Origin of the sequence: Haloferax prahovense DSM 18310 (assembly GCF_000336815.1) — an archaeon.
GTDB lineage: Archaea > Halobacteriota > Halobacteria > Halobacteriales > Haloferacaceae > Haloferax > Haloferax prahovense.
Window position 1 is genome coordinate 130906 of the sequence record NZ_AOLG01000029.1, and the last position, 14386, is coordinate 145291.

At 65.9% G+C, this 14386-nt stretch carries 13 protein-coding genes; 9 read left to right on the plus strand and 4 right to left on the minus strand.

Features of this window, described 5'->3' with window-relative positions; translation table 11 throughout:
• Positions 1-8: 8 nt before the first annotated feature.
• Positions 9-1361: an aryl-sulfate sulfotransferase gene (locus C457_RS10005; protein ID WP_008094234.1), complete on the minus strand. Its 1353-nt coding sequence runs from the start codon at positions 1359-1361 to the stop codon at positions 9-11.
• A 139-nt stretch (positions 1362-1500) separates the two neighbouring features.
• Between C457_RS10005 and C457_RS10010 the strand changes: the two genes are divergently transcribed.
• From C457_RS10010 to C457_RS20895, 5 genes are all read left to right on the plus strand, one after another.
• On the plus strand, positions 1501-2970 hold the full coding sequence (locus C457_RS10010; RefSeq protein WP_008094236.1) for a hypothetical protein: 1470 nt from the start codon (positions 1501-1503) through the stop codon (positions 2968-2970).
• A 61-nt stretch (positions 2971-3031) separates the two neighbouring features.
• Positions 3032-4924, plus strand: coding sequence for an ABC transporter substrate-binding protein (locus C457_RS10015; RefSeq protein WP_239640741.1), 1893 nt, complete (start codon positions 3032-3034; stop codon positions 4922-4924).
• Complete coding sequence (locus tag C457_RS10020; protein WP_008094239.1) at positions 4921-5754, plus strand: phosphatase PAP2 family protein; 834 nt, start codon at positions 4921-4923, stop codon at positions 5752-5754. The genes C457_RS10015 and C457_RS10020 overlap by 4 nt, the downstream gene beginning before the upstream one ends.
• Before the next feature lie 146 nt (positions 5755-5900).
• On the plus strand, positions 5901-6470 hold the full coding sequence (locus tag C457_RS10025) for a helix-turn-helix domain-containing protein (RefSeq protein ID WP_004977928.1): 570 nt from the start codon (positions 5901-5903) through the stop codon (positions 6468-6470).
• Positions 6471-6843: 373 nt separating this feature from the next.
• On the plus strand, positions 6844-7323 hold the full coding sequence (locus tag C457_RS20895; RefSeq protein WP_233517303.1) for a helix-turn-helix transcriptional regulator: 480 nt from the start codon (positions 6844-6846) through the stop codon (positions 7321-7323).
• 125 nt (positions 7324-7448) lie between these two features.
• On the opposite strand, the gene C457_RS20325 is transcribed toward C457_RS20895, so the two are convergent.
• Together C457_RS20325 and C457_RS10035 are read right to left on the minus strand one after the other, a co-directional pair.
• A complete protein-coding gene (locus tag C457_RS20325) occupies positions 7449-7610 on the minus strand; it encodes a hypothetical protein (RefSeq protein ID WP_156037901.1) in 162 nt (53 codons plus the stop codon).
• A gap of 286 nt (positions 7611-7896) precedes the next feature.
• A complete protein-coding gene (locus C457_RS10035; protein ID WP_049913483.1) occupies positions 7897-8505 on the minus strand; it encodes a hypothetical protein in 609 nt (202 codons plus the stop codon).
• A gap of 249 nt (positions 8506-8754) precedes the next feature.
• On the opposite strand from C457_RS10035, the gene C457_RS10040 reads away from it, so the two are divergent.
• The 4 genes from C457_RS10040 to C457_RS10055 all read left to right on the plus strand — a co-directional run bounded on the left by C457_RS10040 (position 8755) and on the right by C457_RS10055 (position 13406).
• The gene (locus C457_RS10040; RefSeq protein ID WP_008094246.1) at positions 8755-9897 is read left to right on the plus strand and encodes a DegT/DnrJ/EryC1/StrS family aminotransferase; all 1143 of its coding nucleotides are present in this window, start codon (positions 8755-8757) and stop codon (positions 9895-9897) included.
• Positions 9890-10879: a Gfo/Idh/MocA family protein gene (locus tag C457_RS10045; RefSeq protein WP_008094247.1), complete on the plus strand. Its 990-nt coding sequence runs from the start codon at positions 9890-9892 to the stop codon at positions 10877-10879. The genes C457_RS10040 and C457_RS10045 overlap by 8 nt, the downstream gene beginning before the upstream one ends.
• Before the next feature lie 262 nt (positions 10880-11141).
• Positions 11142-11744 (plus strand): DUF7344 domain-containing protein, encoded by a 603-nt coding sequence (locus C457_RS10050; RefSeq protein ID WP_049905289.1) that lies wholly within the window; start codon positions 11142-11144, stop codon positions 11742-11744.
• A gap of 246 nt (positions 11745-11990) precedes the next feature.
• Complete coding sequence (locus C457_RS10055; protein ID WP_233547698.1) at positions 11991-13406, plus strand: DUF7343 domain-containing protein; 1416 nt, start codon at positions 11991-11993, stop codon at positions 13404-13406.
• A gap of 55 nt (positions 13407-13461) precedes the next feature.
• On the opposite strand, the gene C457_RS10060 is transcribed toward C457_RS10055, so the two are convergent.
• Positions 13462-14376, minus strand: a complete 915-nt coding sequence (locus C457_RS10060) for a glycosyltransferase family 2 protein (RefSeq protein WP_049913484.1) — start codon at positions 14374-14376, stop codon at positions 13462-13464.
• Between the last annotated feature and the right edge of the window lie 10 nt (positions 14377-14386).

Below are 14386 nucleotides of genomic sequence, written 5' to 3' on the forward strand. Positions count from 1 at the left end.
AGTAACTCTCACTTGCGCTTTCGAAGCGAGACGGGGTTCGTGAGCGAGACGCGGTACGGGAGCCACCGCAGTTCGGCGGCAGCCCACGCGAGTCCGACAGCGAGCCCGAGACAGGACACCAACAGTTCGGCGACGCCCATCCACCGCGGGAGGACGTAGTAGACGGCGTTCACGACCGGTCCGGGGAGTACCGACGACTGAGACGGGCCGCCGTCTCCGACCGTCGAGCCGCCGGCCGCCTGATTCCGGAGACCGAGTTCGTGCGCGGGTGGTCCACCCGCGCTCTCGTCGCCGGTCCCGAGCCGTTCGGCCTCGTAGGGGAACGCGATAGGCACGCTCCAGACGACCTCGCCGGTCTCGTCCAGTTCGAAGACGCGGTTTCCGTTCGAGTCCGTCACGAGCGTATGGCCGTTCGGAAGCCTGTCGGCGTCTCGCGGCCACTGTAACTGCGCGTCCCGCCAGTGCCACGAGCGAACCCACCGACCGTCGTCGTCGCGGTATTCGACGAGGCGGTTGTTCTCAGAGTCGGCGACGAGGACGGCGTCGTCGCCGGTGGGATTCTCGATGTAATCGGGGTTGTGTTGCTCGTAGAGGACGCCGTGAGACCCGTTTCCGAGCGTTCGGTTCTCGACGAGGCCGGTCTCGCGGTCGAGGTACACCACTCTGTCGTGGTTGCGGAGGCTGACCTGAATGAGCCCGCTTTCGAGCACCTCGATGTCGTTGAGGTGGGTCCAATCGGACGGGTACGGCCCGCCGGTCGTCGCGGGGTCGAACGCCGCCTGCGCGTCCCACGACCACTCGACGATGTCCGTCGTCGTGTTCACGACGAACACGCGGTCAGCGGCGATGTCGGCGACGACGTACGTCGAATCGCTCAGTCTGTCGCCGTCGTGCCACCGCGTCGAGTGCTTCCCGGCGGTCACGCGACTGTAAACCCCCTCGACGCTCCCGGTGGTGAGGTTCACGCGCTCGATGCCGTTTCGCGTGCACGCGCTCTCGCCGCCGCACTCTTCGGGTGTCAGATGGTCCGCGTAGAGGTACTCGACCGTCGCGTTCGTCCCCTCGACGGGGTCGACATCCCAGTAGCGGGTGTGGGAATCGTCGTAGTATCGCCGCTCTCCGTCGGCACCGAACGCGACGAGTTCGGCGTTCGCTCGTGGGCCGTCGCTCTCTCGTCCGAGCCACGTGTTCGAGTCGGTCGCGATGACCGTCGTCCCGTTCGCGGGCGCGACCCGTGCACTCTCGCCGGTCGCGTCCGTCACCGCCGAGGTCGGTCGGCTCAGGTACGCGGCCCCGACGATACCCGCGCAGACGAGGAGGGCGACTGCCGCGGCGACTCGCAGATGCGTCCGCTTGACCATTTCGTAGTCGTCGATCGGTAGACGGTCTTACTATCCGGATGCTAAACTGCGGGTGCGTCCGTGCCCATCGACGTGGAACGTGCTCGACCGGACCTTACGCACGGAATAATTAGGGTCCCGAGGGCGGGTAGACGACACAATGGCGTCTCGTCTCGGGGCGGCCGAGAGCCTCGTCGTCCTCGGTCTCGTTCTCCTCTTGGTGGCGACAGCGGTGCCGACCGCGAGCGTCGTCGATTTCGGCGCGAACGGGGGCGCTTCGACGGCCGCGACGGTCGAGTCGGCACCGAACGGTCCGAAATCTGCCGACGACGTTCGGCTGGTCCCGGTCGGCGACCGGGGGGACAGGCTCTGGCCGTTCACCAGCCGAGACCGGTCGTTTGAAACGCTGACACTGCCGGTGAACGTCGTCGTCGAGGGGAACCCCGCGCGGGTCCGCTCGCTGCTCCTGTACTCGCGCGACGCGACGTGGGACGAGACGAACGAGTCGTGGCAACAGGCGTCCACCGAACAGCCCCCCGCCGCCGAGGCGGGCTCCCCGTGGGGGTCGGCCACGGGCGCGGACCGGTTTACCTTCGTCGACACCGCGGACTCGAGCGGGCTGTGGATTGCGGAGTCGATGCAGCTCCACGACGGGACGTACTTCGGGAGCCGTACTCACCTCCGACTGTACGGCGGCGGGACCCCGGACGACTCGTGGACGGCGATTCAGGCCCACCGAGACTACTGGGACTGGTTCCGGCTTCGACACACGGTGACGAGCCTTGCCGGCCCGCAACACGTCGTCGAACGCGACCTGATGCGCCGCCCGACCGTCGTCGACGTTCGTCGCGAGCGGTTCGCCAACGGCGGCATCATCGACGCGGACGGCTGGGTGTCGGTCGTCGAACTCGGGCCGCCGCAACTCTCGACGCTCCCGAGAGACGACGTGTCTCGCCCGACCACCGCCGGGTCGGCGACAACCAGGGACGAGGCCGCAGAGCGCGCCGGCTCCGAACGCGACGACACCTCTTCGGCACTCGATACGCCGCCGACGGGGCCGGAGAGCGTCGGAACCGTCCTGTCCGTGCTCGCCGTCGGCTTCGTCGGTGTCGGTGGACTCGCCGCGCTCGCCACTCGCCGAGACGAACTCGGCGCGCTCGTCGAGCGCCTCCGCTGGTCGCGCCTCGCCGACGACCGGTTCCAGCGCGTCGTCGCGCTCGCGGTCGCACTCGTCGCGCTCCCGGTTTTGGTCCGCTCGGCCGCCCTCGGGCTCGAACGCGTCGTTCCGAACCACCCGAAGGTCGTCGCCGGACTGCTCTTTCCGGTGTTCGCGTTCGCGCCGGCCGTTCTGGCCGCTCGCCTGCCGCGGGGGTACTCCTCGGAACTGTGGTTCGGCACCGCGTTCGTCGGCTACGGAGTGGGTCTCGTCGCCGACTTCGCGATGATAGGTGTCGCCGTCGTCCCGGTCGAAGTCGTCCTCCACCGGTTCGCCGTGCTCGTCGCGCTCGGCGTGCTCGCCGTCGCCGGCCACCGTCGCTTCGACTCGTCTGAGCCCCGGCGAGCGGCGCTTTCGGCGGCCGTCTGCCTGTGGCTGTTCCTGTTCGCGTGGCCGCTTTTCTTGGGTATCTAGGCGCTTAGCCCCCGGATAATAACGACACCGCGCTCCAAGACAGTTACCTGCCCTCCCGTACATGTCATCAACACGACTCTCTAGACGGTCGGTTTTGGCGCTCGCAGGCGCGGGCCTGACCAGCGGGTGCGTCCGGCAGCTCGAATCGACGGTCTCGCGCGACGAGCGGACGCCGTTTTCGCTCTCTATCAAGACCGTTCCCGCGGACACCGACGCGACGGCGACGAGGCTCGCCCGCTACCTCGCCACCCGCCTCCAGACGGTCGGCGTCGCGGCGACCGTGGTCCCGATGAGCCGGGAGGAGCTCCTCCGCGACGTGCTCTCGAACCACGACTTCGATATCTACGTCTCCCGGCTGCTGCTCCGACGCGACCCGGACTTCCTCCGTCCCCTGCTCCACTCTCGCTACGGCCCGGGACGCGGCTGGCAAAACCCGTTCGGATACGGCGACCTGTCGTTGGACTCGCTTCTGGAGCGACAGCGGACCGAGACGGGTTCCGTCCGCGCCGCGACGCTCGCGGAGATTCAACGGCGCGTCGTGGAGGCCCAACCGTTCACGCCCGTCGCGGCCCCGCGCCCGGCTCAGGCGACTCGGCCGGTGCGGGTCGACTGGCCGGACGGCGTTGGAATCCACAGCCTCACGGGATATCTCGGTGCCAGAGCTGTCACCACCACGGCGACCGCCTCGCGAACCGAGTCGGCGGTCACGTCGTCGTCGACGCCCGCACCGACCTCGACGTCCGCGACGACCTCGACGTCCGCGACGACCTCGACGCCCGCGACGACGACCGACGAACCGGCCCCGGAAAACGAACTCCGCATGACGATCGGCGACTCGCGTCCGACGGAGAACCTCAACCCGCTTTCGACGCCGTTTCGGTCGGACGGGACGCTCCTCGACCTCGTCTACGACTCGTTGGGTCGTCCGGTCTACGACCGGATGCGGCCGTGGATGGCCGCGTCGTGGGAGTGGGCCGACGGGGACGAGACGACGCTTTCGGTCCGGCTCCGCGACGACCTCGCGTGGCACGACGGCGAGCCGATAACGGCGGCGGACGTGGCGTTCACCTTCCGGTTCATCTCCGACACGGCGCTCGGCTCGCTCGACCAGCCGGTCCCGTCGCCGCGATACCGCGGTCGCGCCTCGCTCGTCGAGTCGGTCGACGCCGCGTCCGACCGCGAGGTGACGATTCGATTCGGCGACGTGAGCGAACCGGCCGCGGCGCGGGCGCTGACGATTCCGGTGCTCCCTGCGCACGTCTGGGAACCGTTCGCCCGCCCGACGAGCGTCTCGTGGCTCGACGGGGGCACCGTCACCGAGGCGCTCGTCCGGAACAACCTCGAACCGGTCGGAAGCGGACCGCTTCGCGTGACGGGAACGACGGCCAGAGAGTCGGTTTCGATGGAACCGTTCGAGGACCACTTCCTCGCCGACGACGCGCTCGACGGCCGACTGTCCCGGTTCGACGGCGGCTTCTCGTTCGACTCGCTTCGGTTCGACGTCGTTCCCTCCGACGGCGCCGCCGTCGAACTGCTCGCGACCGACGCCGTCGACGCGACGGCGAACTCGCTGTCGGCCGATTCGAGGGCGGCCGCGGCGGACGAACCCGGAATCTCCGTTCGCACCAGCCGGCCCGAGTGGTGCTATCACGTCGGCTACAACCACCGACGGCCGCCGTTCATGAACCCCCGGTTCCGACGGGCGGTCGCCCGGCTCGTCGACCGCGAGTTCCTCGTGGATTCGGTGTTCGACGGCGAGACCGAACCGGCGTCGTCACCGCTGGTCGCGACGACGTACGTCCCAGCGGGTGATGCGTGGGACGAGGCCGTGTCCGAACTCGAGTTCGTCGGCGACTCGGGGACCGGCACGCTCGACGCGGAGCGAGCGCGGTCGGTGTTCGAAGACGCGGGATACGCCTACTCGGGCGACGGCGACCTCCTCATTCAAGAATGATTTCCGCTCAATCCTCGATAGGCTTCTCACCGCTCGTCGCGGTTCTCGCTCGCGTGCTCGGCGGTGCAGCTGTCGCGTTGGCGCTCGCAACGCTCGCTATCGTCGGACCGTCGCGTCTCGCGGCGGCGTACGGGTCGGGGCGCGACCGCTTGCACGAGGCCGCGCCGTACCTCGGCCTGCTGGCGGTCGTTCTCCTCGTGAACAAGGTCGCCCGCGGCGTCGGCCCGGAAGTGTCGTGGGCGTTGGGATGGAACGCCACCGGCGTCATCTATGCTATCGAGGGGAACTTCGTCCAGCACGTTCAGTCGCTCGCGACGCCGGCGCTCACCGCCGTCCTCTCGACCGTGTACCTCTCGGGATACGTCTTCCTTCTCACGTTCCCGTTCGTCGCGTACTTCGTGGCGGCCGACGAGCGACCGCTGAAACTCACCGCGGTCACGTACGCGGCGAACTACGCCATCGGACTGACATGCTACGTCCTGTTTATCTCCTACGGTCCCCGTAACCTCCTGCCGGGACAGGTCGAGTCGCTTCTGTACAGCACCTACCCGCAGACGCAGATACTCACCGGCGAGGTGAACGTGAACACGAACGTGTTCCCGTCGCTTCACACGTCGCTTTCGGTCTCGGCGGCGGCGATTGCGATTCGGACGCGGGAGACGTACCCCGTGTGGGCCGTCGTCGCGTCGGTGCTCGCCGCCGCGGTCGCGTTCTCGACGATGTACCTCGGGATTCACTGGGGGACCGACGTCGTCGCCGGCGTCGTCCTCGGAGTCGGAAGCGTCGCGTTCGGCGATTGGCTCGTCGGCCGCCAGTCCGCCGACGCGTAACCCTTACCGCCCGGATAATAAGGTCCGGCCGGTTCCTGTGGTCGGTCGTGAGCGCCATCATTACACTTCGAATCCCGGCGTCAGCGTTCGTTCTCGATGATGTCCTCTCACGCAGTTCCATCACCGAGGCGCGTCTGGTTCGCTCCGTGCAACTCGATGGGCCCACGCTCTCGCCGCTGCTGTGGGTCCGGAGTGACGACCCAGCGCAGATTGCGTCGTCGCTTCGAGACGACCCGAGCGTCGGGTCGGTCGCACCGTTCGCCCCGTCGTCCCACGGCGGCGTCTACCGTCTGAGCCTCAGACCGCTCGCAGACGAGTTCATGCAACTGTTCGTCGACGGCGGCCTCAGCGTTCTCGACGCCCACGGCCGAGACGGTGAGTGGGTGGTCCGCGTCTTCGCCCACGACCGCGATTCGATCGGGTCGCTTGGCGACGGATGGCGACGCACCGGAACGGAGTTCGACGTCGAACGGCTTCGGTCGCCCGAGAACCTCGAGGACCCGACGCGGTTCGGGCTGACCGACCGACAGTACCGCACCCTCGTCACCGCGTTCCGACAGGGGTACTACAGCGTCCCCCGCGATTCGGGTATAAGGGAGCTATCGAACGCGTTCGGTGTCACCCATCAGGCGACCTCGCAGCGACTCCGACGCGGTCACGAACGGCTGATTCGGAGGGCGCTCGTCGAGCGGCCGCCACCGAGCCTCCCTTATTAGGCGCTTGCACTTGCAACCGATAAGACGAGGGGTCTAGTCGAGATAGCAACTGTTGGAACGAGTACTCGGTGCGAACGACAGAGTCGGACGCTGTGACCCCTCGCTGCGCAGTCGGTCCCTCGGTCCGACCGCGCCGCTGTTCTGTCGGTTCCGGGACCCTGCACGTCCCATCGGTTGCGTCCCCCGTCCCGGCGCTTCCACCGCCGTCGAACGCTCGGTACGACGGATACTCGTTCCCGCCCTCGACATCGACGAGCCGTCGGCTATCCGGCGACCGAACCATCCGGGTACCGTTACCGCAATCTATGACACAGAACGCATCCCTAACCACGTTGGTAACACGTACAAAAAGATGAGGCACAGATAGTGAGCTATGGCGGACCGCAGTAACGATGACACCTACTTGGCCGGGACCGCGGCGGGCACCGCCGGAGCGGGAGGTGGTGCGCTCGGGTATCGACGAGCCATCGCCTCGCGTTTCGCGGCCTGCTGGCACGCGTTCGTCCGTCTCGTTGTGTCCCTCTCGACCCGCTCCGGCCGCAGAAACGGTGGGCAACCGACCACTGATTCGGTGGACGCGTCCCCGTATTCAGAGAGACACGCGTCGTCCGACTCCGAGGCGAATCACGGGCTTCTCGGCGTCGACCCCGAACTGCTCAACTCCGAGCGCCGAATCCTTCAACTGCTCATCGTCGCGGGTGGGCGACTGCCGCAGTCGCAGCTGGTCGAGCGGACGCGGTGGTCCGACTCGACTATCAGCCGAACGCTGTGTCGGATGGAGACGCAGGGGCGAATCGAGCGCTTCCAACTCGGGTCGGGGAAGTGCGTCGTCCTCCCGCAGGACGACGAGTAGCCGATTCGACCGCTCGGTCGACTCGCCGTGGAGCGTGCCGTGAGGGCACGTCCCCGCGCACAGACGCGACGAGGACGCCGACGTGAGACTCGATGGCGGACCGGGCGAAGTCCCACCGTCGCGATTCACAGCGCGAGCGTGACCGTCCCGAACAGCATGAACAGGAACACGAGCTGGCGCGCTCGGGCGTACGACGGTCCGACGCGGTTCACGTGCCCCAGACCCGACGTGACGACCGCGAGGCCGACGAACAGTGCGCTCACCGCGGCGAACTCTCCCGTGAGCATCGCCTACCGAACCTCCTCAGGGGCAGCGATTGGCGTCTCTGTCCCGCTCGGCGTCTCTGTCCCGCTTGTTACGTGTCCACGAGGCATGGTCGTGGATTGTGCGCATCGGCATATCCTTATTCAGGCTGTAACTGAAACGGAACAGACGGCGCATTCATAATATCCTGTTGTCACTTCACCGAACTCTCTGCGGTCGGCTCGGCGTCGGCCGGCGTTACAGCCCCGGTAAGCCGAGCGAAATAGTGCCGCGAGACGAACCGTTCGACTTCCCAAGGATTCGCTGGCGTCACTCTTCGGTGAGGGTGCGGTAGCCGAAGAAGAGGACGACGAACACGGCGGGGACGAGGGCGAAAGACGTGTCTAGTGGGCTCACGCTCGATGCGGTGACGGCGACGCCGGCGACGCCAACCAAGATGACACCGAAGTTCACTAACCGTTTTCGCGAGACCGTCACTCGGTCGCCAGTCGACTCGGGCGCGACCGAACCTCGGTCCGTGCCTCCTGCGTTATCGAGAGTCGAACCCGGGTCTATCCCGGTCGATGTGCGAATCGCGTGGGCCGCCTCGTGGGTCGGCGCGAAGACGCGCCCGGTCTCGCGGTGGAAGACGAGACGACCGTCGGCGTCGAGTCGCGGCAGGTCGAAGTCGAAGAGCACGCTGTGTATCTCCTCGTCCGTCGGGACCATCCCGTCCGTCTCGTCTTGGAACCACTCCGAGAGCGCGACGGTCAGCTCGCCGACGGTGTACGGCGTCTCGGAACGCTCGTTCACGAGCGAAACGATGGTGTCCCGTCGTCGAGATTCGGTGACACCGCCGAGACCGGGTCTGTCGTCGAGTGATGGTCCAGGTTGCTCTCCGGTGTCGTCGGGGCCGCCCGGTGCCCACGATGGTGCCATTGACGTGCTCGACTATGTAATCTATAAAAATAAAACTACGGTGTCCCGCCCCACTGAATCGCTGGAATCGACGCTTCAGTGGCGCTGTGGGCTTATCTAAACCATAATAATGGGTTCCTGGTGTCTGGCACTCGACAGCGGTCGCAGGACCGCAGGACATGCTATGAGACGCACACACGCAAGCGACTATCGACGCGACTGTTCGGCGCTTCACGGCGCGGCGGCTCCGACGAGCGGAGGACGACGCCGATGACTGGAGACATTAGTATCGCCTCCCCGGTTCTCGGTGACGAAGAACTCGACTGCATCGAGTCCGTCGTCGAGTCGGGGATGATCGCGGACGGTCCCGAGGTACGGACGTTCGAGTCCGAGTTCGCGAACTACTGCGACGCCGACCACGGCGTGGCCACGTCGAACGGGACTACCGCGCTCCACACGGCGCTCGAAGCGGTCGGCGTCGGCCCCGGCGACCGCGTCCTGACGACGCCCTTTTCGTTCGTCGCGACGGCGAACGCGATTCGATTCGCCGGTGCCGAGCCGGTGTTCGCAGACATCGACCCCGAGACGTTCAACCTCGACCCCGAGCGGGTCGAAGCGACCCTCGAATCGCTCGACTCGGACGTGCAGGCGATGGTCGTCGTCCACCTCTACGGCCTCCCAGCGCCGATGGACGAACTCCGTGACATCGCGGACGACTACGACGTGGCTCTCGTCGAAGACGCGGCGCAGGCCCACGGTGCCGAGTACTTCGGCACGCCGGTCGGGTCGCTCGGCGACGCCGCGAGCTTCTCGTTTTATCCGACGAAGAACATGACCACCGGCGAAGGTGGGATGGTCGTCACCGACGACGAGACCGTCGCACAGAACGCCGCGAGCTTCGTCAATCACGGCCGGGAGACCGACGGGTACCGTCACGTCTCGCTCGGTCACAACTTCCGGATGACGAGCGTCGCGGCCGCGATGGGTCGCGCCCAACTCGAACGCCTCCCCGGTTTCATCGAGAACCGTCGCTCGAACGCGGCGCGACTCGACGAGCTGTTGGCCGACACGGACGCGGCGACGCCGACGGTCCCCGACGGGTTCGACCACTCGTACCACCAGTACACGATTCGGGTCGGCAACCGCGACTCGGTCGTCGAACAGCTGGACGAACGCGGCATCGGGTGCGGGATTTACTACCCGCGGTGCATCCACGACCAGCCCGCCTACGACTTCCTCGACGTGCGTGCGCCCGTCGCCGAGCGGGTCGCAGAGCAGGCCCTCTCCATCCCGGTACACCCAAGCCTCACCGAAGCGGAGGTCGAGCGAGTTGGGACCGTCCTCCGAGACGAGGTCACCATCGACCCTCCGGCCGGCGCTCGCGCGTCCACCGTGGAGGCGTCCGATGACTGACGACACCGTCGCGGCCGGCGTCATCGGCGTCGGGAGCATGGGACAGAACCACGCCCGGGTGTACGACGAACTGGGCGACACGGCGCTCGTCGGCGTCTTCGACGTCGACGGCGACCGGGCCGAGTCCGTCGCGAACGACTACGGGACGACCGCGCGGTCGATGGACGACCTCCTCGACGCGGCGGACATCGTCTCCGTCGTCGTGCCGACGCAGTTCCACTACGAGAACGCGAAGCGCGCCCTCGAATCGGACGTTCACGTCCTCGTCGAGAAACCGTTCGTCGAAGACCCCGAGAACGGACAGGAACTCGTCGACATCGCCGACGAGCGGGACCTCGTGTTGCAGGTCGGTCACATCGAGCGGTTCAACCCGGCGGTTCGCGCCCTTCGCGACCTCGTCGACGACCTCGACATCCACGCGGTCTCGACCGAGCGACTCGGGCCGCCCGTCGACCGCGCCATCGACGACACGGTCGTGATGGACCTGATGATTCACGACCTCGACATCGTCCTCGACATCGTCGACGGCGCGGTCGACTCGTACGACGCCGTGGGAACGCCGGACTGCAGCCACGCGAACGCGAACCTCGCGTTCGACTCCGGAGTGACGGCGTCGCTCACGACGAGCCGCGTCACCCAAGAGAAAGTCCGCGGCCTCACCATCTCGGCGGCCGACTGCCGCGTGAAGATCGACTACATCGAACAGAACATCGAGATTCACCGCTCGTCGGTCCCCTCGTACATCGACGACGAGTCGCTCGTCCGCCACCGCCACGAGAACTTCGTGGAGACGCTCGCGGTCGAACAGGTCGAGCCCCTACAGAGCGAACTGCGGTCGTTCGCGAACGCCGCCTCGACCGGTACGGAGCCCGTCGTGGACGGCGAGCAGGGGCTTCGGGTGTTGAAGCTGACGAAGGAACTCGACGAGGCTGCACGAGAAACCCTCGACGGCGGGGCCCGACTGACCTCCACGGTCGACTGAAACACGAGCTTTATCGGGCTTATCACGTGCCTTTGCTGGATCAACAATCGGGTTTTCGCTGAATTGCTATCGGGCGCTTCTCGACTGTTGTCAAATAGGCAACAAAGCCGCTGTCTTGCGATTATACGCCGGTGAAACGGTCTGAAACAGTCACTAAACTGCTGCAATATGCCTTGATTCCGGTCGGGTTTTCACAACAGTTCGGAAAATCCGGAACGGTGTTGACGCTTTATTTGGGGCCACAGTAACGGTTGGAGCGAGCATGACCACTCAAGTGAACGGTACCGAAAGCGCGCTCATCGACCAGCATACGAATGCGGCCGAGCAGAACACGGAACTTGGGAAAGACGAGATATACCACCTGCTCCAGAACGAGCGCCGTCGGAAGGTTCTCGAATACCTGCGCGACCGCGAAGGACCGGTTCAGATGCGGGACATCGCGGAGCAGGTCGCCGCGTGGGAGCACGATACGACCGTTCAGGCGTTGATGTCCGACCAGCGCCAGCGCGTCTATATCGCCCTCTACCAAGCGCACCTCCCGAAACTCGACGAAGAGGGCGTCATCGACTACAATCAGAGCAGGGGTATCGTCGAGAAGACGCCCCTCGCAAACGAGCTCGCGGCGCACCTCGAACTCCCCGACGATGACGACGACGAGACGGACGTCGAGTCCGAGCGACCGTGGGGGGCGTACTATCTCTCCGTCTCGGGGCTGAGTACGCTCTTTATCGGTGCATCCGGACTCGGACTCTTCGGGTTCGGCTCCATCCCTCACCTCCTCGTCGCGCTCGCGGTCATGAGCGTCTACACGGCGCTCACGTTCTGGCAGGTTCTCGACAATTTTGAGACGGGCGACGAGGAATAACGCTCTTCGAGTTCTATCGCGCAACGTACGCCGTTCGTCTGGTTCCGACCTAAGTACCCGCTATATCGAGGGTGATTTATCGGTCTCTCGACTCGAACTATCCAGATAGGTAGCTACTGCCCAGCTGTCATAACAGGCCGTGAGATTCATATTGTTGAACTAGAATCATCGATACAGCGCAAAATTGGCCCCAATGATTTCAGACGTGCGCCCTCTTCGTTCGCGAGCACTCGGTGGAGTCTCTCAATGGTCTCCCGCGAGCCGAGCGAACGTCACGTCGCCCCCGAGCCGACGCGCCCGAATCGAGGTGACTCTCCGATAACCATGTCGTATGCCCGCGTGGTGTTCGTTCTGGTCGCGCTCGTTCTCACGGGCGCGGTCCTTCCCGCACCGGTGATGGCGATGGACGAAGAGACGACCGCACCGGTGATGGCAATGGACGAAGAGACGACCAACGAAACGTCCATCGAAGGGGCGTTCACGAACACGGTTCCGGTCGACCGGTCGCGGGAGTCGACGTTCCTCTGGGCGTCCGAAAGCAACACGCTATCGGTCGAGTTCGACGCCCCGAACGAGTCGAACATCTACGAGGTGTGTGTGAGAAACGAGAGCGGCTACCGGGTCGACTGCACCGATAAGGGCATCTCGTCCGGCACGCAGACCGTCGAGTTCTCGTACGAATCCCTCTCGGAGTTCGAGGGCTCGAGCAACGTCTCCGTCGTCCTCTGGAACAGTTTCCCGGGGCAGTCAGAGCAGATTGCCAGCGACACGGTCAATATCACGATACTCCAGAAAGATGGCGACGTCGACGGCGACAAACTCAGCAACGCGAACGAACTGTCCAACAACACCTCGATGTTCCTTATGGACACGGATAAGGACAGCCTCCAAGACGGGGCCGAGGTAAAAAATTACGGGACGTCCCCGACGGACCCGGACACGGACGGCGACGGACTGAACGACGCGGCCGAACTGTCGAACTCGCTGGACCCGACGGACCCCGACACGGACGGTGATGGCATCCCCGACGGCGTCGAGATGCGACTCGGGACGCCGCCGAACGACAGCACCGCCGACACGGACGGCGACGGACTGGACGACGGGTACGAGTACGAACACGGGACCGACCCCGTCGACCCCGACACGGACGGCGACGGGCTGAACGACGGGCTAGAGCGGAAGCTCGGAACGGAGCCCACCGACGGCAGCACGACTCCGATGCTCGTGTTCACCGGCGGGACGCTGCTCGGAGTCGTCGCCGTCGGCGGCCGCTGGTTCCTCGCCTCGTCGAAGTACCAGCTCGAAGCACCGGTGTCCGCGCCGCAACTGTTCGAGCCGGCCGGGGCCGAAACGGACGACGGAGACGACGAATCGGACTCGCCATCGACGCCGCCGGAGTTCGACCGAGACGAACTCCAGCAGTCGTCACAGCCCGTCTTGACCGACGAGGACAAAGTCATTCAACTGCTCCGCGACAACGGCGGCTGGGTCTACCAGAGTAAAATCGTCGAGCAGACGGGCTGGTCGAAATCGAAGGTCAGCCGACTGCTTTCGAGCATGGACGAGTTCGGAACGGTGGAGAAGATCTCTGTCGGCCGACAGAACATCGTCGCCGAAGAGGGGTCGATGCCCGAGGGTGCGGGGTCGCCGTTCGACGAGTGACCCCTCGCGGTCGTCTCGTCGTTTCGACTCGGTTTTCCCCGGCTTCCACCCCGCGTTACGCGCTCACTCTGTTCTGAACGCCTCTGACGACGCTGTAGACGAGACCGGGGAGCTGCGCCGGCCCGGGTGTCGAGCCCGCGCGCAGGTACGCCAGTCCCGCGTCGAACCGTCCCTCGCGGAGGTACTGCGCGGCGAGCGCGTACTGGTGGGTGCCGGTGACGTCGTAGCCGCGGGTCTCTAACTCGACGACCTCCTCGGCGAACGTCTTGAGGAAGTGCGCGTTGGCCCGCCGGACGGCGTCCGCGCTCGGTCCGCCGGAGGGGTACCGCCGCAACAGGGGTTCGTCGACGTAGGCGAGTTTTCCCTCCTTCAGGACGCGGATGAGGAACTCCGTGTCCTGGTAGCGGTCGAACGACTCGTCGAACCCGCCGATTCGCTCGACCACCTCGGACTCGACGACGAGCGTCGAGCCCGCGCTGGTGTGGAGGTTCTCCATGAGAATCTCCTTGATGAGTTCCTCGCCGCCTTCCGCCCCTTCTCGGGAGTCGTGTGTTCCGAGGACGGACTTGACGCGCTCCACGAGCGGGTTGGCGTCCGCGTCGTCGAGAATCACCGTCCCGCAGTAGGCGGCGACCCACTCGTCGGACCGTCGTTCGAGCGTCTCGACCTGCCGTTCGAGCTTCGTCTGCGCCCACTCGTCGTCGGAGTCGAGGAGCGCGACGTAGTCGCCGGTCGCGACCTCGATTCCGGTGTTCCGGGCGGCGCTTCCCCCCTGATTCGTCTCGTGGACGAGGTAGTTCACTCTCGGGTCGTCGTAGGCGGTGACGACCGACGCTGTGTCGTCCGTGGAGGCGTCGTCGACGACGATGACCTCAACGTCCGACAGCGTCTGGTCGAGCGCGCTGTCGATGGCGCGCGGGATATCGTCCGCGCGGTTGTACGTGGGAATGATGACGCTCACTGTCGGCATCGGGTATCGC

What these genes read in the sequence shown, in the direction of transcription:
- C457_RS10005 (WP_008094234.1), bottom strand. Translation starts at nt 1,361, where the DNA reads ATGGTCAAGCGGACGCATCTGCGAGTCGCCGCGGCAGTCGCCCTCCTC.
- C457_RS10010 (WP_008094236.1), top strand. Translation starts at nt 1,501, where the DNA reads ATGGCGTCTCGTCTCGGGGCGGCCGAGAGCCTCGTCGTCCTCGGTCTC.
- C457_RS10015 (WP_239640741.1), top strand. Translation starts at nt 3,032, where the DNA reads ATGTCATCAACACGACTCTCTAGACGGTCGGTTTTGGCGCTCGCAGGC.
- C457_RS10020 (WP_008094239.1), top strand. Translation starts at nt 4,921, where the DNA reads ATGATTTCCGCTCAATCCTCGATAGGCTTCTCACCGCTCGTCGCGGTT.
- C457_RS20895 (WP_233517303.1), top strand. Translation starts at nt 6,844, where the DNA reads ATGGCGGACCGCAGTAACGATGACACCTACTTGGCCGGGACCGCGGCG.
- C457_RS20325 (WP_156037901.1), bottom strand. Translation starts at nt 7,610, where the DNA reads ATGCTCACGGGAGAGTTCGCCGCGGTGAGCGCACTGTTCGTCGGCCTC.
- C457_RS10035 (WP_049913483.1), bottom strand. Translation starts at nt 8,505, where the DNA reads ATGGCACCATCGTGGGCACCGGGCGGCCCCGACGACACCGGAGAGCAA.
- C457_RS10040 (WP_008094246.1), top strand. Translation starts at nt 8,755, where the DNA reads ATGACTGGAGACATTAGTATCGCCTCCCCGGTTCTCGGTGACGAAGAA.
- C457_RS10045 (WP_008094247.1), top strand. Translation starts at nt 9,890, where the DNA reads ATGACTGACGACACCGTCGCGGCCGGCGTCATCGGCGTCGGGAGCATG.
- C457_RS10050 (WP_049905289.1), top strand. Translation starts at nt 11,142, where the DNA reads ATGACCACTCAAGTGAACGGTACCGAAAGCGCGCTCATCGACCAGCAT.
- C457_RS10055 (WP_233547698.1), top strand. Translation starts at nt 11,991, where the DNA reads ATGGTCTCCCGCGAGCCGAGCGAACGTCACGTCGCCCCCGAGCCGACG.
- C457_RS10060 (WP_049913484.1), bottom strand. Translation starts at nt 14,376, where the DNA reads ATGCCGACAGTGAGCGTCATCATTCCCACGTACAACCGCGCGGACGAT.